Source organism: Novosphingobium percolationis (assembly GCF_020179425.1).
Taxonomy (GTDB): domain Bacteria; phylum Pseudomonadota; class Alphaproteobacteria; order Sphingomonadales; family Sphingomonadaceae; genus Novosphingobium; species Novosphingobium percolationis.
Genome location: NZ_JAILYM010000007.1, coordinates 207,177 through 230,708 on the forward strand (window position 1 = coordinate 207,177; position 23,532 = coordinate 230,708).

Consider the following 23,532-nt stretch of genomic DNA (forward strand, 5'->3'; position numbering starts at 1 on the left):
ACTCATGTCCGAGGAAAGCAACGTCCGCTTCACCGAGCGCGAGGCGCTTTTCTACCACAACACGATCCGCCCCGGTAAGATCGAGATCATCGCCAGCAAGCCGATGGCGACGCAGCGTGACCTCAGCCTCGCCTATTCGCCCGGCGTCGCCGTGCCGGTGCGCGCCATCGCCGACGATCCCGCCACCGCCTACGACTACACTGCCAAGGGCAACCTCGTCGCGGTGATCTCGAACGGGACCGCCATCCTCGGCATGGGCAACCTCGGCGCGCTTGCGTCGAAGCCGGTGATGGAAGGCAAGGCGGTGCTGTTCAAGCGCTTCGCCGACGTCGATTCGATCGACATCGAACTCGCCACCGAAGATCCGCAGGCGTTCATCGAAGCGGTGGCGCTGATGGAGCCGAGCTTTGGCGGCATCAACCTTGAAGACATCAAGGCACCCGAATGTTTCATCATCGAACAGGCGCTCAAGGAACGCCTCAAGATCCCGGTGATGCACGATGACCAGCACGGCACCGCAATCATCTCGGCCGCTGGCCTGCTCAATGCCTGCTACCTGACGGGCCGCAAGCTCGACGAGGTCAAGGTGGTGGTCAACGGCGCGGGCGCAGCAGCGATCGCCTGCACCGCGCTGATCAAGGCCATGGGCGTGCGCCACGAAAACGTGATCATGTGCGACACCAAGGGCGTGATCTATCCGGGCCGCGAAAACGTCGACCAGTTCAAGTCGGCGCATGCGGTGATGACCGACAAGCGCACGCTGGCCGAAGCCATGGTCGGTGCCGACATCTTCCTCGGCCTGTCGGTCAAGGGCGCGGTGACGCAGGACATGGTGCGTTCGATGGCGCCGCAGCCGATCATCTTCGCGATGGCCAATCCCGATCCCGAGATCACCCCGCCCGAGGCCAAGGCCGTGCGCCCCGACGCGATCGTGGCAACGGGCCGTTCGGACTATCCGAACCAGGTCAACAACGTGCTGGGCTTCCCCTTCATCTTCCGCGGTGCGCTCGACGTGCGGGCGACCGCGATCAACGAAGAGATGAAGATCGCCGCCGCCAGCGCCATCGCCGAACTGGCGCGCGAGCCGGTGCCGGAAGAAGTGGCCGCGGCCTATGGCCAGAACCACACTTTCGGGCTCGACTACATCATCCCCGCCCCGTTCGATCCGCGCCTGATGGAAGTGGTCTCGTCCGCCGTCGCCCGTGCGGCGATGGAAACGGGCGTGGCGCAGAAGCCGATCGAAGATTTCGCGGCCTATCGCACCAGCCTCAAGGCGCGGCTCAATCCGACGACCGCTGTGCTGACCCGCGTGTTCGAACAGGCGCGCGAGAACCCCAAGCGCGTGGTCTTCGCCGAAGCCGAAAACGAAGTGGTGCTGCGCGCCGCGATCCAGTTCAAGGACTTCGGCTATGGCACGCCGGTGCTGGTGGGGCGCACCCAGCCGGTGCTCGACAAGCTCAACGAACTGGGCGTGGCCGACGCCGATTCGTACGAGATCCACAACTCTGCCGTCTCGCCGCTGGTGCCCGAGATGGTCGCCTACCTCTACGAGCAGCTGCAGCGCCGCGGCTTCCTGGAACGCGACGTCCGCCGCATGGTCAACCAGGACCGCAACGTCTTTGCCTCGCTGCTGGTCGCGCTGGGCCATGGCGATGCGCTGATCACCGGCATGACGCGCACGTTCGCGCAGTCGATGAAGGAAGTGCGCCAGGTCCTGCACCCCAAGCCCGGCCACCTGCCCTTCGGCATTCACCTGATGGTCGCCAAGAACTACACCGTGTTCCTGGCCGACACGACCGTGAACGAGCGCCCCTCGGCCGAGGATCTCGCCCACATCGCGATCGAGACGGCTGCGGTGGCCAAGCGCATGGGCCACGAACCGCGCGTGGCGTTCCTGTCGTACTCCACCTTCGGCAATCCTTCGGGCAAGTGGCTGGACAACATTCGCGGGGCGGTCTCCATCCTCGACGAAAAGAACCCCGGTTTCGAATACGAAGGCGAAATGGCGCCCGATGCCGCGCTCAACCCCAAGGTCATGGCGAACTATCCGTTCTGCCGCCTTTCGGGCCCGGCCAACGTGCTGATCATGCCGGGGCTGCAATCGGCCAACATCTCGGCCAAGCTGCTGCGCGAACTGGCGGGCAACGCGGTGATCGGGCCGATGCTGATCGGCATGGAAAAGCCGGTGCAGGTCGCGCCGATGACCGCGATCGCGCCCGACATCCTGACGCTTGCCGTGCTGGCGGCGGCGGGGATCGCGGGCTGATGCGCACGGCGGCGGGTCCGGGCTGACGCGGCCATGGACACGCCGCCTTCCGTTGTGGTGAGTGTCGCGCTTTCGGCGCTGGCGATGACCGCGATCGTGGCGGTGCGCTATCTGGCCACGTCGGGCCTGTTCGCGGGCCTGACCCGCAAGGTCCGGCCGGGCCACTACAAGGGCCTGGAAGCGCAGATGCGCGCCGAGATCGCCTGGAGCCTCGTCTCCTGCCTGATCTATGGCGTGCCGGCCGGCGTGGTCGCGTGGGGCTGGCAGCAACGCGGCTGGACGAAGATCTATACCGATCCTGCCGCTTACCCGCTGTGGTGGCTGCCGCTGTCGCTGCTGGCCTACCTGTTCCTGCACGATACCTGGTTCTACTGGACGCACCGCTGGATGCACCGCCCGGCGGTGTTCCGCCGCATCCATGCGATCCACCACGCCAGCCGCCCGCCGACGGCGTGGGCTGCGATGAACTTCCATCCGGTCGAGGCCGCGCTGGTCGGGCTGCTGATCCCGGCGCTGGTCTTCGTCATCCCGATCCATGTCGGGATGCTGGGGCTGGTGCTGCTGGTCATGACGGTGATGGGGGTGACCAACCACATGGGCTGGGAAATGTTTCCCGCCTGGCTCGTTCATGCGCGGGCAGGGCGGTGGCTGATATCCGCAAGCCACCACCACCGCCATCACGAGCAGTATCGGTGCAATTACGGCCTGTACTTCCGCTTCTGGGATCGCTTGTGCGGCACCGACAAGGGACTTTCCGCGCCATGAAGATCCTGCCTCTGCCGTTTGCGTTGCTGGCCGGGCTGCCCCTGGTGCTGGGCGCCACATCTCCTGCCCGCTCGTCGGTGGAAGTGACGGTCGATGGCCTGCGTTCGGGCAAGGGGCTGGTGCAGGTGTGCCTGACCGCCGATGCGAAGACCTTCCCCGACTGCCAGAAGGATTCAGGCGCACGGCATCTGTCTGTCCCTGCGCGTGACGGGGAAACCGTGACCTTCCACGACGTTGTTCCGGGGCGCTATGCCGTGGCGCTGTTCCACGACGAGAACGGCAATGGCCGGATGGACAAGATGATGATGATCCCCAAGGAAGGCTATGGATTCTCGCGCGACGCGCCGGTGCGCTTCGGCCCGCCGAGCTTCCGCGCAGCCGCGCTCGTGGTGGGGGAAGCTCCCCTGCGCACCGCGATCAAGGTCCGCTACCTGCTGTGACCGGGCGTCCGTGACCATGGGGGCGCCTCCCCGGCCCGGCGGGGCGCTGGCACCGTTCCGCTACCCTGCATTCCGCGCCATCTGGACGGCCAACCTGTTTTCCAATGTCGGCTCGATGATCCAGTCGGTCGCCGCCGCCTGGCTGATGACCGACCTCACGCGCAGTCACGTCCTCGTCGCGCTGATCCAGGCGTCGGCGACGATCCCCATCCTGCTGCTGGGCGTGTTCGCAGGCGCGATCGCCGACAATTTCGACCGCCGCCGCGTGATGCTGTGGGCACAGACCGGGATGCTGGTCGTCTCGGCCGTGCTGGCCGCCCTGGGCTACGCCGGGTGGCTCACGCCCCATCTGCTGCTTGCCCTGACGCTGATGGTGGGCATGGGCACGGCGTTGAACGGTCCGGCCTGGCAAGCCTCTGTCCGCTTGCAGGTGGGGCGCGAGGACCTGCCACAGGCGATCGCGCTCAATTCGATCGCGTTCAACCTGGCGCGCAGCGTGGGTCCGGCGCTGGGCGGCGTGCTGATCTCGCTATGGAGCGTCAGCCTCGCCTTCGCGCTCAACGCGGTGAGCTATGTCGGGATGATCGCGGTGCTGCTGGCGTGGCGGCCTGAAGCTCCCCCGCCGCAGCGTCAGCCGATGCTGGGCTCGATCCGCGTGGGCCTCTCGTTCTGCTGGTCCTCCGCGCCGATCCGCAAGGTGCTGCTGCGGGGCCTGTGCTTCGGCCTCGGCGTAGCAGGCTTTCAGGCACTGATGCCAACGGTCGTGCGCGGCATGCTGCACGGCACCGAGCTCGACTACGGCCTCATGTTGGGCGCGTTCGGCATCGGCTCGATCCTGACCGCGTTGTGGGTCAGCAAGGCGCGTCGCCGCTTCGGCAGCGAAAACGTGGTCAGCGCTGCGACCGTGGCCTTTGCGATGGCGCTGCTGTCGATCTCGCTGGCGCACAGCCTGCCCCACGCCATGGCCTCGGCCTTCCTCGGCGGCGCAGGCTTCGTCTCGGCAATGACCAGCCTCAACGTCGCGATGCAATTGCGCTCGCCCGAGGCGATTCTGGGGCGCTGCCTGGCGATCTACCAGGCGGTCACCTTCGGGGGCATGGCGCTGGGCGCATGGATCTGGGGCAGCCTTGCCGACATGGCGGGCCAGCCCGTCGCGCTGCGGACCGCCGCCGCATGGACCGCCGCGACGCTTGCGCTGCGCCTGATCGCGCCTATGCCGACCCGCGAACAAGGACGCATCGATTCGGTAGAGGAGCCAGAGGCCCATGCAAACGTCGCCCGCCGCTGATCATCGGCCCCTGCGCTCGCTGCTCTACATGCCCGCCAGCAACCGCCGCGCGATCGAGAAGGCGCGGGGGCTGGACGCCGATGCGGTGGCGCTCGATCTGGAGGACGCCGTCGCGCCCGAGATGAAGGTTGAGGCGCGCGAAATTCTGGTGGCCGAGCTGACGGCGGGCGGCTTCGGCCATCGCCGCATGGTCGGGCGGATCAACGCGCTGGCAACGCCGTGGGGCCACGACGACCTGGCCGCGCTGGCTGCCGCGCCGCTCGATGCGCTGCTCGCGCCCAAGGTGGATGACGCCGACGATGTGGTCGCGCTCTCGCAGGCGATGGACGCGGCAGGCTATGCCCCCAACGTGGCGCTGTGGGTGATGATCGAGACACCGCGCGCGATCCTGGCGCTGGAACGCATCGCCGCCTGTGCCGGCACCACGCGCCTTGCCGCTTTCGTGCTCGGCCTCAACGATCTCGCCAAGGATACCGGCATGGCGCAGTTGCCCGGCCGCGCGGTGTTCGTGCCGGTGCTGTCCCAGGCGATCATGGCAGCACGCGCCAACGGCCTCGCCCTGCTCGACGGCGTGTGCAACGCAATCGACGACCCCGCCCGGCTCGAAGCCGAATGCACGCAGGCGCGCGACTTCGGCATGGACGGCAAGACGCTGATCCACCCCAGCCAGATCGAGGTCGCCAACCGCGTGTTCGCCCCTTCCGAATCGGACCTGGCCGATGCGCGAGCGATCGTCGCAGCCTTCGCAGCGCCTGAAAACGCAGGGCGCGGCGCGTTGCGCGTCAACGGCAAGATGGCCGAACTGCTCCATGCTGAAATGGCCAAGCGCCTGATTGCAAAGGCAGAAGCCATCGCTGCACGCTGAGCCTCCGACCTGAGGGGAAAGTTGCGGCGCAACTTAAAGATTCCTTTACCACGTTGCGCCAGAAGGGTCCCGACAGGTTCCAGGGATTCCTTGCGATGGACGACTACCGCGGCTTCGACACAGAGCGTCAGGACTACGAACTGGCCGAAGACGACCATCCGATCGAATCGCCGCCCCCTGCCGTGGGGCAGGACGAGCGCCGGATGCAGGTGCGCGCCTACAACTTCTGGGCGAGCCTGCTGGGCACCGGGCCGTTCCCGCCGGTCGCCAGCCTGCTCGATGGCAAGCTGCCCGACTTCGCCCCCAATTCGGTGCTGCTGCGCTTCGATCGCGGCATGGACGATCCGGCAATCGCCATTCTCGGCCAGACGCTGGCCGAAGAGTGCGGCGCGCAAGGCGTGCTCAAGCGCCTGAGCGACGTTCCGGGCCGCTCGCTGCTCTCGCGCATCACCGACCACTACCTGCAGATCATCGCCAACCAGGCGCCGATCGGGTTCGAGGCGGAGTTCGTCAACCAGCGCGGGCGCACGATCCTCTATCGTGGCATCCTGCTGCCGTTCACCTCGAACGGCAACGCGATCGACTACATCTATGGCGTGATCAACTGGAAGGAAGTGGCCGACCGCGCCGTGACCGACGAGCTTCTGCTCGAGATCGGCCAGGCGCTGGAGCCCCGGCCCGACGCGCGCCGCAAGGCGGGTCGCGCTGCCGAACCGCTGGCCGAATGGGCCGATGGCCCGGCCATGCTGGACCTGCCGCCGCTCGACCTCGCTGACTTCGACGCCGAGATCCTGCCCTTCCCCGAAGCGCTCGACGAGGGCGACTTCGCCGCCGCACCGCTGCCGGGCCCTGCCTTCGGCCTAGCGGCGCAAGGCCCGCACGAGGAAGTGCCCGCCACGCTGGCCGACTGGCTGTCGTCCGCGCGCGAACTGGCCAAGCTCGCCAATTCGAGCGAGGACCGTACCCGCAGCGCGCTCTATGCCGCGATTGGCCGTGCCTGGGATTGTGCGCTCGCCGCGCAGGCCTGCCCGCAGGACTATCGCCGCATGGTCGAGGAAGCCGGGCTGACGATGCAGGAGCGCGCGCCGCTGACCCCGCTGGTGAAGCTCGTGTTCGGCGCGGACTACGACAAGACACGCCTTACCGAATATGCCACCGCGCTCGGCCATGCGCAGCGCATCGGCCTTGGCCGGGGCGAACTGGGGCGTTTCCTTGCCGAAGCGCCGGGGGGGCTGAAGGGCGTGGTTGCGCTCGAACGCCGGTTGCGCCGCGAAGAAGGCGGGCGCGATCGGCTCGATCCGCACGAAGCGATCGCAGAGGACCTGCGCGCGCTGCCGGCCACGCCGCTGGTCGAGCTGCCGAAAGCAGGCGCCGAATTCGCGCTCGTCATGGTCCGCCGCCTGCCTTCGGGCGACGTGGTGCTGGTGGGCGAAGTCTCGGATGACCTGCCGCTGTTCGAACGCGCCGCGCGTCGGCTTGTGGGATAGGGCCGTGTCCTGCTAGCCCGGTGCAATGACGTCGGGCAGGCAGGATCGGAAACGCGTGGCACTTCCCCAGATCGGCTGGCTCGGCTGGACCGGGCTCAGCCTGCTGCTGCTCGCGCTCGTCGGCTTCGTCGCCGTGCGCCATGCGCTCGAAACCAACGCGGTCGCCGTGCTCGATGGCGCGGACAAGCTGCTGCGCGGCGGTGACGGAACGATCCGGCAGGTCGCGGCGGCGCGCTATGGCACAGACCCCGAACAGAAAATCGAGATGTTCGTGCCGGCCAATGCGCGCGGCCCCCTTCCGGTGGTGGTGTTCATCCCCGGCGGCGGCTGGCGTTCGGGCGATCCGCACGATTATCGTTTCATCGCCCGCGCGCTGGCGCCACAAGGCTATGCCGTGGTGCTGGCAGGCTATCGCCTCAACCATCATGGTCGCTTCCCGGTGATGCTGGAAGACGGCGCGATGGCGCTGCGCTGGGTGGCCGACCATGCCGCCGCGCACGGCGGCGATCCGGCGCGGGTGGTGCTGATGGGCCATTCCGCAGGGGCCTATAACGCGGCGATGCTCGCGCTCGACCGGCGCTGGCTGGCGCATCAGCGGCTGTCCGCCGACGCCCTGCGCGGCGTGGTGGGCCTCTCGGGCCCCTACGACTTCTATCCCTTCGATGATTCGGCCACCATCGCCGCCTTCGGTCATGCGCCAAACCCGGAGGACACCCAGCCGATCGCCCATGTGCGCGGCGATGCGCCGCCGATGCTGCTGCTCCATGGCCGCGACGATACCCGCGTACGCCCGCGCAACTCCGTTGCGCTCGCCCGCGCGCTGACGGCAGCAGGCGCGCCGACCCATGCCGTGCTGCTCGACGGCATGGGCCACGAAGCCGTGATCATGGCCTTCGCCCGGCCCTTCACGCGCGATGCCCGCCCGATGGACGCCGTGCTGGGCTTCCTTGCCAAAGTCACCGCTTCACCCACGGTTCAGGCGGCGGGGCGATAAGCCTTGCGCGACGTGAAGCCTTTCCTCGCCCGCCTCGTCTCGCTCGCCTCGGCGCTCGCTTTGACGATCCAGCCGGTCGCCGCGCAAGCGGTGCTGCGCGATGCCGAAACCGAAGCGCTGTTCCGCGACATGTCCGCCCCGATCATCGCGGCGGCGGGGCTCGATCCGAAGAACGTCGACATCATCCTGCTGAACGACGGCACGATCAACGCGTTCGTCGCGGGGGGCCAGGCGATCTACATCCATTCGGGGCTGATCGGCGCGGCCGACAACGTGGGCGAGGTGCAAGGCGTGATCGCGCACGAACTGGGCCACATCACCGGTGGCCACGTCATCAGCGATGCGGGATCCAAGCCGGCCACCGGCATCACCCTGCTCAGCCTGTTGCTGGGCGCGGCGGCGGCGGCGGCGGGCGCGACCGAGGCGGGGATGGCGGTGTTCATGGGCGGCCAGCAGGCCGCGCTCGGCAAGTACCTCGCCTTCAGCCGCAGCCAGGAATCGAGCGCGGACGCTGCGGGCGCGCAGTACCTGTCGAAGGCCGGTATCTCGGGGCGCGGCTCGATCGACTTCTTCAAGAAGCTGCAGAGCCAGGAATTCCGCTACGGCTTCAAGCGCGACGCCGATGCCGAATTCTACAGCACCCACCCGATGACCTCGGACCGCCTGACCACCTTGCAGGACACCTACGAGCACGACCCTGCGTGGGGCAAGCCAGCGGACCCGGCGCTGCAGGCCCGCTTCCTGCGCGTGAAGGCCAAGCTCTATGGCTACCTGGCCGAGCCGCAATCGACGCTGACCGCCTATCCCGAATACCTGACCGATAGCCCGGCGCGCTATGCGCGCGCCTATGCCTTCCACAAGGAGGCGTTTCTCGACAAGGCGCTGGGCGAGACCGACGCACTGCTGGCGCAGACGCCGAACGATCCTTACGCGCTCGAACTGAAGGGGCAGATCCTGCTCGAATCGGGTCGCCCGCGCGATGCGCTCGATCCGCTGCGCCGTGCGACCCAATTGAGCGGCAATGCCCCGCTGATCGCCACCACCTTTGGCCACGCCCTGCTCGCGACCGAGGACCACGCAAACTATCCCGAAGCGGAGAAGGTGCTCAAGAACGCGGTGGCGCGCGACCGCGAGAACCCGTTTGCCTGGTATCAGTTGGGCGTCGTCTACGAAGCGCAAGGTGACACAGCGCGCGCGCGCCTTGCCAGCGCCGAACAGCAGTTGATGGAACTGAACCTGACCGAAGCGGTACGCAGTGCCGAAGCTGCCGAAGCCGCGCTGCCCAAGGGTTCGCCCGATTGGTTGCGCGCGCAGGACATCGCCATGTCGGCGCGCGCGATGATTGAGCGCCGCGGCAAGAAGAAGTAGCGCTTCCCGCATGACCACCTCAGCCTTCCGCTCCGCGCTTGTCTTCGCCCTGCCTGCAGCCCTTCTCGGCGTCGCCGGAGGTTGGTGGCTGCAGGCTCGCACACCCGCTGCGATCGGCGGCAGCAACCGCGCCGCGATCGAAGGCGTGGTGCGCGACTACATCCTCGACCACCCCGAAATCCTGCCCGAAGCGATGGACCGGCTGCAGGCACGCGAGAATCAGGCCCGGCTTGCCCCCATGCGCGGCGCGCTGGAAACGCCCTTCCCCGGCGCAGTGCTGGGCAACCCGGCAGGCAAGGTCACGCTGGTCGAATTCACCGACTTCGCCTGCACCTACTGCCGCAAGAGCGTGGAGGACGTGGCCGCGCTGATCCGCGCCAATCCCGATCTGCGCGTGGTCGTGCGGGAACTGCCGATCATCGCGCCGGAAAGCGAGCCCGCCGCGCGCATGGGCCTCGCCGCAGCCGCGCAGGGGAAATACGCCGCCTTTCATCAGGCAATGTTCGCAGGGCCGCGCCCCAGCGCCGAGAGCATCGCCGCCGCCGCGCGCGCCGCCGGGGTCGATCCGGCTGCAGCGCAGACCTTCGCCGGGCGCGACGAGGTAAGCAAGGAGCTGGAGCGCAACCTCGGCTTCGCGCGCCAGTTGGGCGTCAACGGCACCCCTGCTTGGGTGATCGGCAAGGACATGATCGCAGGCGCGGTCGGGCAGGACCGTCTGCAACAGGCCATCGATGCTGCGCGCAAGGGCTGAGCGCTGGCTGGCCGCGCTGGGGCTAGCATTGGCCGCCGCGCCATCGGTGGCCCGCCCGGTGGACGGTCTGCAAGTGGCCGATGCCGAAGTGCAGTCGGTCGGCTGGAAACTCGCCCACGCCAATGCCCGCTTCTGCAAGCGCGCGGCCCCGGGAATCGGCCTGCTGTTGCAGGATGCGCGCACTTTCGAAGACCCCGCCGCCGCCCGTGCCGTCTACGGCCTGTCCGGCGACATCGCGGTCGGCGCCGTCGCCGACGATGGCCCGGCTGCCCGCGCGGGGCTGCAGGCCAACGACACGATTGTCGCCATCGCTGGCGAGGAGGTGGGCCCGCCGCTGCCCGGCAAGGACCGCTGGACCCGCCTGTTCGCCCTCCAGACGCGCATGGAGACGGCCGTCGCCGACAAGGGCGCGGTTACGCTGACGCTCGCGGGTGGGCGCACCATCACCATCACCGGAGAGCCTGCCTGCCGCGTGCGCTTCCTGCTGGACGACGGTGGCGGCAACGCCAGTTCCAGCCGCGACGACGTGCGCGTCGGGCGCGGGCTCTACAATACGACGAAAGGTGACGATGCGCTGCTGGCGGCCATCGTCGCGCACGAACTGGCCCACGCAGCGCTCGACCACCAGACCACGCTCGAAGCAGCATCCTCCAACGCGGTCGTGCGCCAGACCGAACGCGAGGCCGACCGGCTCGCAGTCTGGCTGCTCGCCAACGCGGGCTATCCGCCCGAGGCGGAGGAACGGCTGATGCGCACGGTGATCGCGCGGCGGCAGTTCCTGATCGGATCTTCAAGCCACGGTGGCTGGCGTACCCGCGCCGCCGATATCCATGCCGAGCTGGCCGCGCTCGCCGCCGCGCCCGACGCGGACTGGCCGCTGCGCTTCAAGCGCAACGTCGCGCCCTGAAAAGCTCAGGGCCTGGACATCAGGCCGGAACAGGCAGTGGCCTCCGGCTGAGCGGCATTTCCATCACACGCCGAAGGATCGGCTCGAAGAACGATAGCGGCAGCGTGTCATAATCCGGATCGAACGCCGACTGGTCGTACCTGGCGCAGAACTCCGCGCAGGCCGCGTAGAACGGATGATCGCGGAACTTGTCGCGCAGGTTCCGGTCCATGCCGAGGAAGTGGAAGTAGTAGTACCCCTGGAACGCGCCGTGGTTCTGGCAGATCCAGTGTTCCTCCTCGGTCACGAAGGGCTTGAGGATCGCGGCTGCAACCTCGGGATGGTTGTAGGTGCCAAGCGTGTCGCCGATATCGTGCAGCAGCGCCATCGCCACGTAAGTCTCGCCGCGCCCGTCGCGATGCGCGCGCGTGGCGCATTGCAGGCTGTGGGTCAGCCGGTCGACGGGAAAGCCACCGAAATCGCCGTCGAGCAGCTTCAGGTGGGCCAGCACGCGATCGGCAAGGCCGGTGGCGAAGGCGTTGTAATCGCGCGCGATGATCGCCCAATCCTCCTTCGTGCCCTCCTCCATCGCATGGAATTTCGCACGTTCCTCCACGGCTGCGAGCGACTCGTGGCCCATCATCCATCTCCACCTGTGTTGTTTTGCCGGGCAGGCTACGCCTTTGCAGGCTTTGCGCAATGCCCGGCTTGGCGCTAGGATAGGTCGATGGCCGTGCTGCCGCTGACCCCTACGCCGTTCTTCGGCAACAAGAACCGCGCCTTCTGGCGCCTGCAATTCCTCGGCTGGGGCGGCGCGATGCTGCTGCGCGCGCTGTCGAGCATCGCCAACGCCCAGCCCTGGTCGTTCCTGATCATCGTGCTGATCGCCACGATCACCGGCTTTTCGATCTCGCTGATCCTGTCGGTGATCTACCGCGCGCTGATCAACCGGCGACCGCTGATCACCTGGGGCGTGACGGCGGTGGTGCTGGCGATAGCGGTGGGCCTCTATGCCTTCATCGATTCGTGGGTGATCAGCCTCTATCGCACCAACAGCGATGCGGGCTTCGCGCAGCTGTTCCTGGGCGTGTTCTACCTCGACCTGACGCTGCTAGGGGCATGGTCGGCGCTCTATTACGCGATCAATTTCTACATCCAGGTCGAAGAACAGAACGACCAGCTGATGCGGCTGGAGAACCAGGCCACGAGCGCGCAGCTCGCCATGCTACGCTATCAGCTCAACCCGCACTTCCTGTTCAACACGCTGAACTCGATCTCGACGCTGGTGCTGCTCAAGCAGACCGAGCCCGCCAACGCCATGCTCAGCCGCCTGTCCTCGTTCCTGCGCTATACGCTGGTGAACGAGCCCACCGCGCGCGTGACCGTGGCGCAGGAAGTGGAGACACTGAAGCTCTACCTCGACATCGAGCGGATGCGCTTCGAGGAGCGCCTGCGCACCGAGTTCCGCATCGACGAGGACACCAAGGCCGCGCTGATGCCCTCGCTGCTGCTCCAGCCACTGGTCGAAAATGCGATCAAGTACGCGGTCGGGCCGCTGGAATACGGGGCCGAAATCACCATCGCCACGCAACTCGTCGGCTCGATGCTTCGCGTTACCGTGTCCGATACCGGACCGGGCTTGCCAGCGGGCACTGACCCGACGAAGCTGATCGGCGTGACCAGCGACAGCAGCGAAACAACCGTGTCGGGCCTTGGGTCGGGACACGTCTCGACCGGAGTTGGCCTTGCCAATATCCGCGACCGGCTGGCCCAGGCCTATGGCGAGAACCAGCGCTTCGAAATCGCCAACCGCCCCGAAGGCGGATTCATGGTAACGCTCGAATTGCCGTTCGAAGCGCGCGAACAGGCTCCGGTGGCGGTCGGTACAAGGCCCGCGTCGGCCCGGCTCGCTGTAAATTGAACCGATCGGGAACTTAATGCCCGGGACGCATTCTTGTCGCGGTTGCCTCAAGCACAACAAGGGTAGCGCATGACCATCCGTACGATCCTCGTCGACGACGAGAAGCTCGCCATCCAGGGCCTCCAGCTCCGCCTCCAGGCCTTCCCCGACGTCGAGGTGATCGACACCTGCTCGAACGGGCGCGAGGCGATCCGCAAGATCAAGACGGAAAAGCCCGACCTCGTATTCTGCGACATCCAGATGCCCGGCTTCGACGGGTTCTCGGTGGTCAAGGGCGTGATGGAGATCGACCCGCCGCTGTTCGTCTTCGTCACCGCATACTCCGAACACGCGATCAAGGCGTTCGAGGCCAACGCCGTCGACTACCTGCTCAAGCCCGTCGAGGAGGACCGTCTCGCCGACGCGCTCGACCGCGCGCGCACCCGCCTGGCCGAAAAGCGTGGGCTGGAGGAGGCCGAGAAGCTCAAGAACGTGCTCGCCGAAGTCGCGCCCGACGCAATGCCCGAGATGGTCGAGGACGGCGAACCGGCTGCCGGTCGCTTCGAAAAGCTCATCAACATCAAGGATCGCGGCCAGATCTTCCGCGTCGACGTCGATTCGATCGAACGGATCGAGGCGGCGGGCGACTACATGTGCATCTACACCGGCGACAATTCGCTGATCCTGCGCGAAACGATGAAGGATCTCGAACGCCGGCTCGATCCGCGCGTGTTCCAGCGGGTGCACCGCTCGAAGATCGTCAATCTGGATCAGGTCCGGCAGGTGCGCCCGCACACCAACGGCGAATGCTTCCTCGTGCTGGAATCGGGCGCGGAAGTGAAGGTCTCGCGCTCGTACCGCGACGTGGTGGCGCGCTTCGTCCATTGAACGTCGCGGCACGGCCGCTGTAGTGCGGTTTCTCGCAGAGACGCCGGGGATCAAGCGAGCGCAGAGGCGTTGTGCCTCATCTCTGCGCCCTTCCTTCTCCTCTGCGTCGCCGCGAGAAACGGATTTCCTCACCTAACGGTCGGAGCATCGCCGCCGCCTCGACAGGCCTCGCCGGGGCGGATAGTGCTCAGCCCATGAGCACTTTCACCATCCCCGGCTTCGACATCGACGCCTTCGTCGCTTCCACGCTGGCCGAAGATCTCGGACAGGGCCTGCCCGGCGGCGGGCACGACGTCACCAGCGACAGCGTGATCCCGCAGGACGCCCTGTTTTCGGGCGTCATGGACAGCCGCGACGCGATCACGGTCTGCGGGCTGCCCATCGCCGCTGCGTTCTTCCGCGCGCTCGATCCGGCCATGGCGATCGAGATCCTTGTCGATGAAGGCGCACAGGTCGCGCCCGGCACCGACCTCATGCGCCTCGTCGGCAATGCCCGCGCGATGCTCACGGCCGAGCGCAGCGCACTCAACACCGTGCAGCACCTTTCGGGCGTGGCGACGCTGACGCGCACCTACGTCGATGCCATGGGGGAAACGAAGGCAAAGCTGCTCGATACGCGCAAGACCATTCCCGGCCTGCGTCACCTCGAAAAGTACGCGGTGCGCACCGGCGGCGGGCACAACCATCGCATGGGGCTGTGGGACGCCGCGATGATCAAGGACAACCACGTGCTGGTCGCAGGCGGTGTCGCCGAGGCGGTCGCCCGCGCGCTCGCCGCTGGCGTGACCGACGTGATCTGCGAAGTCGACCACATCGAGCAGATCGAGCCCGCGCTCGCCGCCGGGGCCACGCGCCTGCTGCTCGACAACATGGGGCCGGACACCTTGCGTCAGGCGCTGGCCGTGGTCGCAGGCCGCGTTCCGTGTGAAGCCTCGGGCGGGGTCAGGCTGGATACCATCGCCGCAATCGCCGCGAGCGGCGTGGACTATGTTTCGGTCGGACGGCTGACCCAGTCGGCGCCTGCCGCCGACATCGGGCTCGATTTCACCCCCATGGAAGGTGCCGCCTGATGCGTCCCCAGTCGGTCACCTGGTTTGAACGCCTGTTCCTTGCAGGTCAGGCACTGCGGCTCGGCAGCGTGGCCGCGTTCATGGGCGCGCTCGCCGCGTTCAGCCAGGCCGCGCCGCCCACGATCATGATGGGCGCCTTCGCCAACGCCGCCGTCTCGACCGGCCTTGCGCTGGTCGTCTCGCGCGGACGCATGGGCCTTGCCCGCTGGTTCGTGGCGGCGCTGGCCGTGCTCGACCTGATCGGCATCGCGGGTATCCCCACGCTGGCCAAGACGATCAGCCCCGTGTTCGCGCTATTGAGCCTCGCCGCGCTGTCGATCGAAGTCGCCGCGCTGGTCTTCCTGTTCCGGCGCGAAACGGGGGAATGGCTCGCACGCCGCTGATGGCGCGCGGCCCGGCGCTGCTGCTCGCGCTGGCCGCGCCCGCTGCGGCGCAGGCGCAATCGTGCCGCCTGCCCGCGACAATCGCGTCGCCGGCCCCGGTCGTGCCCGACGGCCCCGTGCGGCAGATCCCGATCGCGGACTACACGCTGGCGCTCAGCTGGTCGCCCGCGTTCTGCCGCAGCCATGGGCCGGACCCGCGCGAGGCCCTGCAATGTTCGGGACGCTTCGGCTTCATCCTCCACGGCCTCTGGCCCGAAGGTCGCGGGCGCGACTGGCCGCAATGGTGCCCCACGCGCCTGCGGCCCGATCCGGCCACCGTGCGTCGTCACCTGTGCATGACGCCCAGCCCCGATCTGATCGCGCACGAATGGGCCAAGCACGGCAGTTGCATGAGCCGCACGCCGCAAGCCTACTTCGGCGCGGCGGCGCGGCTCTGGCGTCAGGTGCGCCTGCCCGACATGACCGCGCTCGCCACGCGCCGCGCCTTGACGGCGGGCGACTTGCGCCGCGCCTTCGTTGCCCTGAATCCCGGCCTGACGACGCGGAGCATCCGCCTGCTGACGGGCCGCGACGGCACCTTGCGCGAAGTGCACCTGTGCCTGTCGCGCGCGCGCCGCTACGCCGCTTGCCCTGCAGGCCGCGACGGCCCCGCCGACGCCACTGCGCTGACTATCGCCGCGCCCTGAAGAAATCGCGCAGCAGGCCCGCCGCCTCGGCCTCGCCCAGTCCGGTGTAGACTTCGGGCCGGTGCAGGCAGGTGGGCTGATCGAATACCCGCGGCCCGTGCTCCACCGCGCCGCCCTTGGGGTCGGAGGCGGCGTAGTAGACCCGCGCGATCCGCGCGTGGACGATCGCGCCCGCGCACATCGCGCAAGGTTCCAGCGTGACCCACAGGTCGCACCCATCGAGCCGCTCGGCCCCGAGCGCGCGGGCTGCCGCGCGAATCACCAGGACTTCGGCATGGGCCGTGGGGTCGCACGTCGCTCGCGGCGCGTTGTGGGCCATGGCGACGACCTGTCCGTCCTTGACGATCACCGCGCCGATCGGCACTTCGCCCGCATCGGCGGCGCGGTGCGCCTGTGCCAGCGCGGCTTGCATCGGTTCGGGAAGGGGCCAGCGGGTCATCGTGCCGGGGCTAGCCGCCCGTACGGGCCGACGCAACGACAAGCGCCCTCGCGAATCCTTGACTTCGGCCTCTGAATCGATAAGAGCCGCGCCTTCCCGATAGGTTTATCGAACACACGAAGCGAGTTTAGCCATGTCGCGTATCTGCGAACTGACCGGTAAGGGCCGCCAAGTCGGTCACAACGTAAGCCACGCCAACAACAAGACCAAGCGCCTGTTCCTGCCCAACCTGCAGAACGTGACGCTGATGTCGGAAAAGCTGGATCGCAGCTTCAAGTTCCGCGTGTCGACCCACGGCCTGCGCTCGGTCGAGCACAACGGCGGTCTCGACAACTGGCTGCTCAAGCAGTCGGACGCCAAGCTCAGCCCGCGCGCCCTCAAGGTGAAGCGCGAGCTGGCCAAGGCTGCTGCTGCCGCCTGATTCGGATAAAAGGCCGGCGCTTCGCGCGTCGGCCTTTTCCGTTTCCGGGTAAGGCTCAGCCGACCTCGCCGGAACGGAAGCGCAGCTTGAGCAGAATTGTTCGCTGCAGCCAGACCATGGCGTTGCTGTCCGAGACGAGCCAAACGGCCACTTGGCCGTCTCCGTCGCGCGTCACCGTCATCCCCTCGTAGTTGTCCCTTACGCGCGGGTCTTCGATCCGCGCGATTTCGTGCGTCCGCACCGTGGCGCCGGGCCTGAATGCGCGCGGATCGGCGGTGACGATCACGCTGCGAAAGCCCGCCAGCGTGAACTTGCGCCCCAGCACCAGCACGCGCCCATCGGGCAATTGCGCGAGCTCGGTCGGACGGAACCCTTCGGGCATTTCCAGCACGAATCGCCGGGGCGCCGCGCCATTGCGCGGGACGCCCGAAAACAGCAGGCCGGGATAGTGCCGCCGGTCGAACGTATTGGCGTGACCCTCGCCCACGATCACCAGCCGCCCGTCGTCCAGCAGGCGCATCGCCTCGGGCCCCTGGTTGACCGACCATTCGGCCAGTGCGGGTACGCGGATCCGGCGAAAGGCGGCAAGGTCCGCCCGGAACAGCGAGAGGCTGCCTGTCCCCTCGCACCCCACGAGGATTTCGCCCGTCGCGGGCACGCGCGTGGCACTTTCGACATCCGACGACTGCCGCTGCAGCCGCCACACGGGGGGATAGGGCCTGCCAAACACCACAGCGGGCCGCGCGGCGCGCTCTGGCGGCGAGAAGGCAAGCCAGGCGTTGCGATCGCTGAACGTCAGCAACCGCCCATCGGGCAGCGCCACCAGCGCGGAATAGTTGCCGAGGCTGCCATCCCCGCCGCGCAGGGCCCAAGCCCCGGCGATTGCGAGATGTTCCCCGATGTCGATCGCGCGTGGCCCGCGCATCAGATCGTCGAATACTACCGCCTTGTCCGGTGGAGCGGGCGCACGGACGCTGTCGCGCATGCCGTTCGTCGCCAGCAGCAGCGCGAGCAGGGAGATCTTGACGAAACGCATGTCCTTGCGCGCCATGCCACGCCGCAAGGCCGGGGGAAAGCGCGTCAGGCGGGCCGGAACAGCAGCGCGTCGCCGTTCATGCAATAGCGCACGCCGGTTGGCCTGGGCCCATCGTCGAAGACGTGGCCCAGATGCCCGCCGCAGCGCGTGCAGTGGACTTCGGTGCGGGTCATCCCGAACGAGCGGTCAATGGTCGTCGCCACCGCGCCCGGCAGCGGCTTCCAGAAGCTGGGCCAGCCTGTGCCACTGTCGAACTTGGTGACGGACGAGAACAGCGCGTTGCCATCGGCGGCGCAGACGAACGTGCCCTTGCGATGCTCGTTCAGCAGCGGCGAGGTAAAGGGCCGCTCGGTCCCGGCCTGGCGCAGGATGTAGTATTGCTCCGCCGTCAGCCGCTTGCGCCACTCGGCGTCAGTGAAGCGCACCGGGAAGGTGCCTTGCGCCGCCGGGGCCGCATAGCACCCGCTCGCCAGCGCCATGGTGGAAACGGCCAGCATGCCGCCGACCATGCGGCGACGGGAAATGGGGAGGGTCTCGGGCATCGCTCTGCACCTGAAGAGAACCGAGACCGGAGGCGAGAGGGGCTGGAAGGCTCGCCTCCGGTTCGATTGAGGTCCGGCAGCAGGAGAGGGGTATGGGGGCAACCCGCAGCGGGACGGTCTTCGATTACCGATTCGTCCCTGAACGCGCGATGACCGGCATCGCGCGCCCTTCGGATTCAATACCGCTCGACCTCGACTTCGAGCTTGCGGAAGCCATGGACGAAGTTGGCGCGCACGCGCTGCACCGCGCCCGTCACGTGGACGCGCAGGCGGCGTTCGCGCATCTCTTCGAGCAGCACGCGCAGTTGCAGTTCGGCCAGACGCGCCCCGACGCAGCGGTGGATGCCATAGCCGAACGCCAGGTGCCGCCGCGCGTTCTCGCGCTCGACCAGCAGCTTGTCGGGATTGGCGAACACCGCTTCGTCACGGTTGGCCGAAATGTACCACATGGCGATCTTGTCGCCCGCCTTGATCTCCTGCCCGAACAGCTCGGTATCGGCGGTGGCGGTGCGGCGCATGTGCGCGAGCGGGGTCACGAAGCGGATGCATTCCTGCACCGCGTTGGGAATCACCGAAGCGTCGGCCTCCAGGATCGCGCGCTGGTCGGGGAAGGTGTGTAGCGCGTGGACGATGCCCGACATGGTGTTGCGGGTGGTATCGTTGCCGCCCACGATCAACAGCACCAGATTGCCCATGAACTCCTGCGGGCTCATGTGGCTCATCGACTCGGAATGGATCATCATCGAGATGAGATCGGGCGACGGGGCCGCGCCCGTCCGCTCCATCCACAGCCGCTGGAAATAGTGCGCCATCTCCATCAGGATCGCGTGGCGCTCGTCGGCCAGCTCGCGCGCCAGCGTCAGCTCGACATCGCCCGCCCAGTCCGACCAGAACGTCAGCAGTCGGCGGTCCTCCCACGGGAAACCGAACAGGATGGCGAGCATGCCCGTGGTCAGCTCGATCGAGACCTTGTCCACCCAGTCGAAGCGTTCGCCGATCGGCAGCGAATCGAGCACCGAGGCGGTCCGGCGACGAATCTCGGCCTCCATCTCGACGATCTTGGCAGGCGTGAAGGCCGGGGCCACGGTGCGGCGCTGGCCGGTGTGTTCGGGCCGGTCCATCGCGATGAACATCGGCAGCTGGCGTTCGGCCAGCACGTCCGGATCGATGTCGGCCGGCGGATCACCGATGGTGATGCCGCCATGCCGCCACGAGGACGAGAACAGCTCGGGCAGCGCCTCGACATGGCTGATCGCCTGATGGCTGACCACGTTCCAGTAATCGCCATAGGGGCTGCCGACGATCTTGTTGACCGGCGCCTTCTCGCGCATTTCGCGGAAGATCGGCCCCCACGTATCGTTGACGTAGATGTCGGAACGGCTGACGTCCCAGGCTTGCGTGTGCGCCGGGATCGCCTGCGGATTGTCGCGGAGCCACGCCTCGAAGGCGTCGGTAGCGGTCGGGGACCGACGATAGGTGAAGGCAGCCTCGGGCGCGAGTTGGGTGGCCATGGGGATCCTCTCGTTAGGCGACTCGTGAGACCCGAGTCCGCTCTTGAGCGTACTATTCCTGCAACCTACACTGATGTCAATTAAGCAGGGCGACGGCGCAGCACTGCCTGCAGGCCGCGCCGTCGGGGCGCGCCGCCAGCACCCGATTTCAACACGGTGCGGCGGAACAGCCCCGCCCCCATCCGCACGATCAGCAGCACCCACGCCGCCTGCCAGCCGAGCGCCAGCAGATGCGGCCATAGCGCGGGCTTCTGCGCGGCCTGCGCCAGCATGGCAAAGGGCGAGCTGACCGGGAACACGATCGCCGCCGTCTCGATCCAAGTGCCGGGGCGCGCCAGCGCATAGCTGGCGAAGAAGAACACCATCAGCTGCATCATCGTGATGGGCATCGACAGCGTCTGCACTTCGCGCACGGTGCTGGCCATGCCGCCGATCGAGAGGAACAGCGAGCCGAGCAGCAGGTAGGCCATGGCGAAATAGAGGAAGCCGAGCCCAAGGAACAGCGGCCAGCCCACCGCGGGCGCCGCCAGCACCGGCATCGCCCGCGCGCCTGCCACCACCAGCACGCCGTAGCCCGTCCCCCACACCGCGATGCCGACAAGGCTGACCGCCAGCATGGCGAACAGCTTGCCCAGGAACAGCGCGTCCATGGGGATCGCGGCGGCGAGCACCTCGATGATCTTGTTGCCCTTTTCCTCGACCAGATTGGACAGCACCATGCCGGCCAGCAGCATCGTCAACAGGAACAGCAGCACCTGCCCGGCCTGCGCGGTCAGTACCTGCTGGTTGCGCTGCTGCGCCACGCTGGTGGTCACGACCTCGCTCCGCACGTCGGGAAAGGACGCAGGACTGGCCGAACGCGCGCGCGCGGCGAAGGTCGAGACCATGCCCTGCCACGATCCCAGCCGCTCTGCCGTCCCCGTCAGCACCGGCGCATCGAGCGTGCCCGTGATGACTGCCGCCACGCCGCTGCCTTTCGCCAGCGCACCCCGCGCATCGAAGGTTTCGCCGTCGCGCAGGCGCTCCAGCACCACGAACGACGGCACGGGACCTGCCATGCGGTCGGCCATGGCATCGCGCGCGCGGATCAGCCGGTCGCCCTGGTGCGCGGGCATGGCGACGCCCACGGTGGGGTTGTCGAGATCCTGCTGGACCTGCGCTCCGATCGAGCCCGCCATCGCCCCCACCACCAGCGGGAACAACGGTCCTGCCAGGAAGAAGATGAAGGTCTTGGAAAAGATCACCGCCACGAAATCGCGGCGGGCGACGACGAAGGCGGCGCGCAGCTTTTCAGCGAACATCAGCGGCCTCCCTTTGCTTCGGCCCTTTCGTGTGGGTTGGCGCCGCTTCGCTATCCTGCAAGGCCCGGGCCGCCGCCTCGCCCGCGATCGCGACGAAGGCATCGTGCAGACCTGCGCGCTCGATCGACAGGCTGAGAATGCCAGCCTCACCCTCGATCAGCGCGCGCAGCAGCGGCTCGATTCCGGTTTCGGGCAAGGTGAAATGCCAGAACGCGCCCTCATGGCGCGCCTCGGGCGGCAAGGCGGCGCGCCATGGCCCTTGCTGCGCGCGCGTTTCCAGCCGCACCTGCGGGCGCAGCCGGTCGCGCGCTTCATCGACCGGACCGGCAAAAGGCACCTTGCCGCCGGCGATGATGGCGATCTGGTCGCACAGCCGTTCGGCATGGGCGATGACATGGGTGGAAAAGATCACCGTCGTCCCGCGCGCGGCGAGGTCACGGATCGTGCCTTCGAGCTTGCCCTGGTTGATCGCGTCGAGCCCGGAAAACGGCTCGTCGAAGATCACGAGGTCGGGCTGGTGGACCAGCGTGCCGAGCAGTTGCACCTGCTGCGCCATGCCCTTGGACAGCTGGCGGATCTGGCGGTCGGCAGCATAGCCGAGGCCATGCGTTTCGAGCAGTTCGCGCCCTTTGCGCCGCCCTTCCTTCAGCGGCACCCCGCGCAGCGCGCCCAGGAACGCGATGGCGTCCACCGCTTTCATGGCCGGATAAAGCCCGCGCTCTTCGGGCAGGTAGCCGATGCGGCGGGCCACGTCGGTCGGGCGTTCGCAGCCAAGGACGCGGCGCGTGCCCGAATCGGGGTCGATGATCCCCAGCAGCATCCGCAAAGTCGTGGTCTTGCCCGCGCCATTGGGGCCGAGAATGCCGTAGATCGCGCCCTTGGGCACCGCGATGTCGACGCCATCGACAGCGGTGAAGCCGTCGAACCGCTTGACCAGCCCCTTTGCTTCGATCGCCAGTTCAGCGCCTCCGGCATCGACGACATTGCCCGACACCGGCCATTCCCCTAGCTGCATCTTCATGACCTGCGGCGTTAACCCTAGTCCATGAACGAGCGAGGCAGCAAGCTTGGTTAACGAGGGCGCAGCACTTGTCGATCGGATCAAGGCGGAGGCCGAACGGCTCGGCTTCGCGTCGTGCGGCATCGCGCCTGCCGCCGACGATCGCTTGCGCGCAGAGCGGCTCGAACGCTGGCTGGGCGAAGGCGCGCATGGGTCGATGGAGTGGATGGAGACGCGGCTCCATCACCGGCGCGGGCCGCAATCGCTGTGGTCCGAAGCCAAAAGCGTGATCGCGCTGGGCATGAGCTATGCCCCGGCGCACGATCCGCTAACGCTGGCGGGCACGCCCGAGCGGGGCCGCATATCCGTCTATGCGCAAGGCGCGGACTATCACGACGTGGTCAAGCGCGCGTTGAAGGCGCTGGCGCGCTGGCTGGTGGCCGAGGTGCCGGGCGCGCAGGTCAAGGTCTTCGTCGATACCGCGCCGGTGATGGAAAAGCCGCTGGGACAGGCGGCGGGCCTCGGCTGGCAGGGCAAGCACACCAACATGGTCAGCCGCACCCACGGCAGCTGGCTGTTCCTCGGCGCGGTGTTCACCACGCTCGACCTGCCGGTGGACCAGCCGCACGCCGACCGCTGCGGATCGTGCCAGGCCTGCCAGGACGCCTGCCCGACCGGGGCCTTCCCTGCCCCTTACAAGCTGGATGCGCGGCGCTGCGTTTCCTACCTGACCATCGAGCACAAGGGGCCGGTGCCCGAAGACCTGCGCGAAGGATTGGGCAATCGCATCTATGGCTGCGACGATTGCCTCGCCGTCTGTCCGTGGAACCGCTTTGCGCAAGCTGCGCAGGCGAACCGTGCCTACCTGCCCCGCGCAGAACTGGTCGCGCCGAGACTTGCCGAGCTGCTGGCGCTGGACGATGCCACCTTCCGGGCGGTGTTTTCAGGATCGCCGATCAAGCGCATCGGGCGCGACCGGATGGTGCGCAATTGCCTCTATGCGGCGGGCAACAGCGGCGACAAGGCGCTGATCGGGCCGGTCGCCAGGCTGCTGGGCGATGCCGACCCGGTGGTGGCGGAGGCGGCGCGGTGGGCGCTGCGCCGCCTCGATCCGATTACACCATTTCCTTGAGCGGCACGCCTGCATCGGCGAGCTTTTCGGGCGGGACTTGCGCGCGGGTTTCGACCAGCTTCTTGCCCTGCACATAGTCCTTGACCATGTTGACGCAGTCGAGCGCGATGACC

General features: G+C 67.7%; 25 protein-coding genes. 17 read left to right on the top strand and 8 right to left on the bottom strand.

Annotation, left to right across the window (positions count from 1 at the left end):
* The first annotated feature begins 4 nt into the window (after positions 1 to 4).
* From K3A84_RS17590 to K3A84_RS17635, 10 genes are all read left to right on the top strand, one after another.
* Entirely contained in the window at positions 5 to 2,266 is a 2,262-nt protein-coding gene (locus K3A84_RS17590) for an NADP-dependent malic enzyme (protein WP_225010782.1), read from the top strand.
* 33 nt (positions 2,267 to 2,299) lie between these two features.
* Complete coding sequence (locus K3A84_RS17595) at positions 2,300 to 3,031, top strand: sterol desaturase family protein (protein WP_225010783.1); 732 nt, start codon at positions 2,300 to 2,302, stop codon at positions 3,029 to 3,031.
* Entirely contained in the window at positions 3,028 to 3,471 is a 444-nt protein-coding gene (locus K3A84_RS17600) for a DUF2141 domain-containing protein (protein ID WP_225010784.1), read from the top strand. The genes K3A84_RS17595 and K3A84_RS17600 overlap by 4 nt, the downstream gene beginning before the upstream one ends.
* A 16-nt stretch (positions 3,472 to 3,487) precedes the next feature.
* Entirely contained in the window at positions 3,488 to 4,759 is a 1,272-nt protein-coding gene (locus K3A84_RS17605) for an MFS transporter (RefSeq protein ID WP_225010785.1), read from the top strand.
* Positions 4,737 to 5,624, top strand: coding sequence for an HpcH/HpaI aldolase/citrate lyase family protein (locus K3A84_RS17610; protein ID WP_225010786.1), 888 nt, complete (start codon positions 4,737 to 4,739; stop codon positions 5,622 to 5,624). The genes K3A84_RS17605 and K3A84_RS17610 overlap by 23 nt, the downstream gene beginning before the upstream one ends.
* Before the next feature lie 95 nt (positions 5,625 to 5,719).
* Positions 5,720 to 7,111, top strand: coding sequence for a PAS domain-containing protein (locus K3A84_RS17615; protein WP_225010787.1), 1,392 nt, complete (start codon positions 5,720 to 5,722; stop codon positions 7,109 to 7,111).
* A 55-nt stretch (positions 7,112 to 7,166) separates the two neighbouring features.
* Positions 7,167 to 8,105 (top strand): alpha/beta hydrolase, encoded by a 939-nt coding sequence (locus tag K3A84_RS17620; protein WP_225010788.1) that lies wholly within the window; start codon positions 7,167 to 7,169, stop codon positions 8,103 to 8,105.
* A gap of 12 nt (positions 8,106 to 8,117) precedes the next feature.
* The gene (locus K3A84_RS17625) at positions 8,118 to 9,473 is read left to right on the top strand and encodes a M48 family metalloprotease (protein ID WP_404823180.1); all 1,356 of its coding nucleotides are present in this window, start codon (positions 8,118 to 8,120) and stop codon (positions 9,471 to 9,473) included.
* Positions 9,474 to 9,483: 10 nt separating this feature from the next.
* On the top strand, positions 9,484 to 10,224 hold the full coding sequence (locus K3A84_RS17630; RefSeq protein WP_225010790.1) for a DsbA family protein: 741 nt from the start codon (positions 9,484 to 9,486) through the stop codon (positions 10,222 to 10,224).
* Positions 10,205 to 11,131 (top strand): PDZ domain-containing protein, encoded by a 927-nt coding sequence (locus K3A84_RS17635; protein WP_225010791.1) that lies wholly within the window; start codon positions 10,205 to 10,207, stop codon positions 11,129 to 11,131. Before K3A84_RS17630 ends, K3A84_RS17635 begins: the two co-directional genes overlap by 20 nt.
* A gap of 19 nt (positions 11,132 to 11,150) precedes the next feature.
* Here K3A84_RS17635 and K3A84_RS17640 read toward each other — a convergent pair whose 3' ends face one another.
* Complete coding sequence (locus K3A84_RS17640; protein ID WP_225010792.1) at positions 11,151 to 11,753, bottom strand: HD domain-containing protein; 603 nt, start codon at positions 11,751 to 11,753, stop codon at positions 11,151 to 11,153.
* Between the two features lie 84 nt (positions 11,754 to 11,837).
* Between K3A84_RS17640 and K3A84_RS17645 the strand changes: the two genes are divergently transcribed.
* The 5 genes from K3A84_RS17645 (at position 11,838) to K3A84_RS17665 (ending at position 16,037) form a co-directional block, all read left to right on the top strand.
* The gene (locus tag K3A84_RS17645; protein WP_225010793.1) at positions 11,838 to 13,031 is read left to right on the top strand and encodes a sensor histidine kinase; all 1,194 of its coding nucleotides are present in this window, start codon (positions 11,838 to 11,840) and stop codon (positions 13,029 to 13,031) included.
* A gap of 69 nt (positions 13,032 to 13,100) precedes the next feature.
* Positions 13,101 to 13,898: a LytR/AlgR family response regulator transcription factor gene (locus K3A84_RS17650; protein WP_225010794.1), complete on the top strand. Its 798-nt coding sequence runs from the start codon at positions 13,101 to 13,103 to the stop codon at positions 13,896 to 13,898.
* Positions 13,899 to 14,092: 194 nt separating this feature from the next.
* Positions 14,093 to 14,968, top strand: coding sequence for a carboxylating nicotinate-nucleotide diphosphorylase (gene nadC / locus K3A84_RS17655; RefSeq protein ID WP_225010795.1), 876 nt, complete (start codon positions 14,093 to 14,095; stop codon positions 14,966 to 14,968).
* Positions 14,968 to 15,351 carry a hypothetical protein gene (locus K3A84_RS17660; RefSeq protein WP_225010796.1) on the top strand — a complete coding sequence of 128 codons (384 nt, stop codon included), beginning with the start codon at positions 14,968 to 14,970 and terminating at the stop codon, positions 15,349 to 15,351. The genes nadC and K3A84_RS17660 overlap by 1 nt, the downstream gene beginning before the upstream one ends.
* A complete protein-coding gene (locus K3A84_RS17665; protein ID WP_225010797.1) occupies positions 15,333 to 16,037 on the top strand; it encodes a ribonuclease T2 in 705 nt (234 codons plus the stop codon). The genes K3A84_RS17660 and K3A84_RS17665 overlap by 19 nt, the downstream gene beginning before the upstream one ends.
* On the opposite strand, the gene K3A84_RS17670 is transcribed toward K3A84_RS17665, so the two are convergent.
* Entirely contained in the window at positions 16,021 to 16,476 is a 456-nt protein-coding gene (locus tag K3A84_RS17670; protein WP_225010798.1) for a nucleoside deaminase, read from the bottom strand. The two genes, K3A84_RS17665 and K3A84_RS17670, sit on opposite strands and share 17 nt — an antisense overlap.
* A 133-nt stretch (positions 16,477 to 16,609) precedes the next feature.
* Here K3A84_RS17670 and rpmB point away from each other — a divergent pair, with 133 nt between their 5' ends.
* The gene (gene rpmB / locus K3A84_RS17675) at positions 16,610 to 16,897 is read left to right on the top strand and encodes a 50S ribosomal protein L28 (protein WP_225010799.1); all 288 of its coding nucleotides are present in this window, start codon (positions 16,610 to 16,612) and stop codon (positions 16,895 to 16,897) included.
* 55 nt (positions 16,898 to 16,952) lie between these two features.
* Here the strand turns inward: rpmB and K3A84_RS17680 are convergent, their stop codons facing one another.
* The 5 genes from K3A84_RS17680 to K3A84_RS17700 form a co-directional block, all read right to left on the bottom strand.
* A complete protein-coding gene (locus tag K3A84_RS17680) occupies positions 16,953 to 17,933 on the bottom strand; it encodes an esterase-like activity of phytase family protein (RefSeq protein ID WP_225010800.1) in 981 nt (326 codons plus the stop codon).
* Positions 17,934 to 17,977: 44 nt separating this feature from the next.
* On the bottom strand, positions 17,978 to 18,475 hold the full coding sequence (gene msrB, locus K3A84_RS17685) for a peptide-methionine (R)-S-oxide reductase MsrB (RefSeq protein ID WP_225010801.1): 498 nt from the start codon (positions 18,473 to 18,475) through the stop codon (positions 17,978 to 17,980).
* A gap of 176 nt (positions 18,476 to 18,651) precedes the next feature.
* Entirely contained in the window at positions 18,652 to 19,986 is a 1,335-nt protein-coding gene (locus K3A84_RS17690; protein WP_225010802.1) for a cytochrome P450, read from the bottom strand.
* An 80-nt stretch (positions 19,987 to 20,066) separates the two neighbouring features.
* Entirely contained in the window at positions 20,067 to 21,287 is a 1,221-nt protein-coding gene (locus K3A84_RS17695; protein WP_225010803.1) for an ABC transporter permease, read from the bottom strand.
* Positions 21,277 to 22,308, bottom strand: coding sequence for an ABC transporter ATP-binding protein (locus tag K3A84_RS17700; RefSeq protein WP_404823177.1), 1,032 nt, complete (start codon positions 22,306 to 22,308; stop codon positions 21,277 to 21,279). Before K3A84_RS17700 ends, K3A84_RS17695 begins: the two co-directional genes overlap by 11 nt.
* Positions 22,309 to 22,354: 46 nt before the next feature.
* Here K3A84_RS17700 and queG point away from each other — a divergent pair, with 46 nt between their 5' ends.
* Complete coding sequence (gene queG / locus K3A84_RS17705; protein WP_225010804.1) at positions 22,355 to 23,419, top strand: tRNA epoxyqueuosine(34) reductase QueG; 1,065 nt, start codon at positions 22,355 to 22,357, stop codon at positions 23,417 to 23,419.
* Here the strand turns inward: queG and K3A84_RS17710 are convergent.
* The coding region (locus K3A84_RS17710; RefSeq protein WP_318248329.1) for an oxidoreductase C-terminal domain-containing protein at positions 23,403 to 23,532 on the bottom strand (130 nt) is incomplete at its 5' end. The genes queG and K3A84_RS17710 overlap by 17 nt on opposite strands.

Bases quoted from the DNA above. Each gene is read 5' to 3' on its own strand.
- K3A84_RS17590 (WP_225010782.1), top strand. From the start codon at position 5: ATGTCCGAGGAAAGCAACGTCCGCTTCACCGAGCGCGAGGCGCTTTTC.
- K3A84_RS17595 (WP_225010783.1), top strand. From the start codon at position 2,300: ATGGACACGCCGCCTTCCGTTGTGGTGAGTGTCGCGCTTTCGGCGCTG.
- K3A84_RS17600 (WP_225010784.1), top strand. From the start codon at position 3,028: ATGAAGATCCTGCCTCTGCCGTTTGCGTTGCTGGCCGGGCTGCCCCTG.
- K3A84_RS17605 (WP_225010785.1), top strand. From the start codon at position 3,488: ATGGGGGCGCCTCCCCGGCCCGGCGGGGCGCTGGCACCGTTCCGCTAC.
- K3A84_RS17610 (WP_225010786.1), top strand. From the start codon at position 4,737: ATGCAAACGTCGCCCGCCGCTGATCATCGGCCCCTGCGCTCGCTGCTC.
- K3A84_RS17615 (WP_225010787.1), top strand. From the start codon at position 5,720: ATGGACGACTACCGCGGCTTCGACACAGAGCGTCAGGACTACGAACTG.
- K3A84_RS17630 (WP_225010790.1), top strand. From the start codon at position 9,484: ATGACCACCTCAGCCTTCCGCTCCGCGCTTGTCTTCGCCCTGCCTGCA.
- K3A84_RS17635 (WP_225010791.1), top strand. From the start codon at position 10,205: ATGCTGCGCGCAAGGGCTGAGCGCTGGCTGGCCGCGCTGGGGCTAGCA.
- K3A84_RS17640 (WP_225010792.1), bottom strand. From the start codon at position 11,753: ATGATGGGCCACGAGTCGCTCGCAGCCGTGGAGGAACGTGCGAAATTC.
- K3A84_RS17645 (WP_225010793.1), top strand. From the start codon at position 11,838: ATGGCCGTGCTGCCGCTGACCCCTACGCCGTTCTTCGGCAACAAGAAC.
- K3A84_RS17650 (WP_225010794.1), top strand. From the start codon at position 13,101: ATGACCATCCGTACGATCCTCGTCGACGACGAGAAGCTCGCCATCCAG.
- nadC (WP_225010795.1), top strand. From the start codon at position 14,093: ATGAGCACTTTCACCATCCCCGGCTTCGACATCGACGCCTTCGTCGCT.
- K3A84_RS17660 (WP_225010796.1), top strand. From the start codon at position 14,968: ATGCGTCCCCAGTCGGTCACCTGGTTTGAACGCCTGTTCCTTGCAGGT.
- K3A84_RS17665 (WP_225010797.1), top strand. From the start codon at position 15,333: ATGGCTCGCACGCCGCTGATGGCGCGCGGCCCGGCGCTGCTGCTCGCG.
- K3A84_RS17670 (WP_225010798.1), bottom strand. From the start codon at position 16,476: ATGACCCGCTGGCCCCTTCCCGAACCGATGCAAGCCGCGCTGGCACAG.
- rpmB (WP_225010799.1), top strand. From the start codon at position 16,610: ATGTCGCGTATCTGCGAACTGACCGGTAAGGGCCGCCAAGTCGGTCAC.
- K3A84_RS17680 (WP_225010800.1), bottom strand. From the start codon at position 17,933: ATGCGTTTCGTCAAGATCTCCCTGCTCGCGCTGCTGCTGGCGACGAAC.
- msrB (WP_225010801.1), bottom strand. From the start codon at position 18,475: ATGCCCGAGACCCTCCCCATTTCCCGTCGCCGCATGGTCGGCGGCATG.
- K3A84_RS17690 (WP_225010802.1), bottom strand. From the start codon at position 19,986: ATGGCCACCCAACTCGCGCCCGAGGCTGCCTTCACCTATCGTCGGTCC.
- K3A84_RS17695 (WP_225010803.1), bottom strand. From the start codon at position 21,287: ATGTTCGCTGAAAAGCTGCGCGCCGCCTTCGTCGTCGCCCGCCGCGAT.
- K3A84_RS17700 (WP_404823177.1), bottom strand. From the start codon at position 22,308: ATGAAGATGCAGCTAGGGGAATGGCCGGTGTCGGGCAATGTCGTCGAT.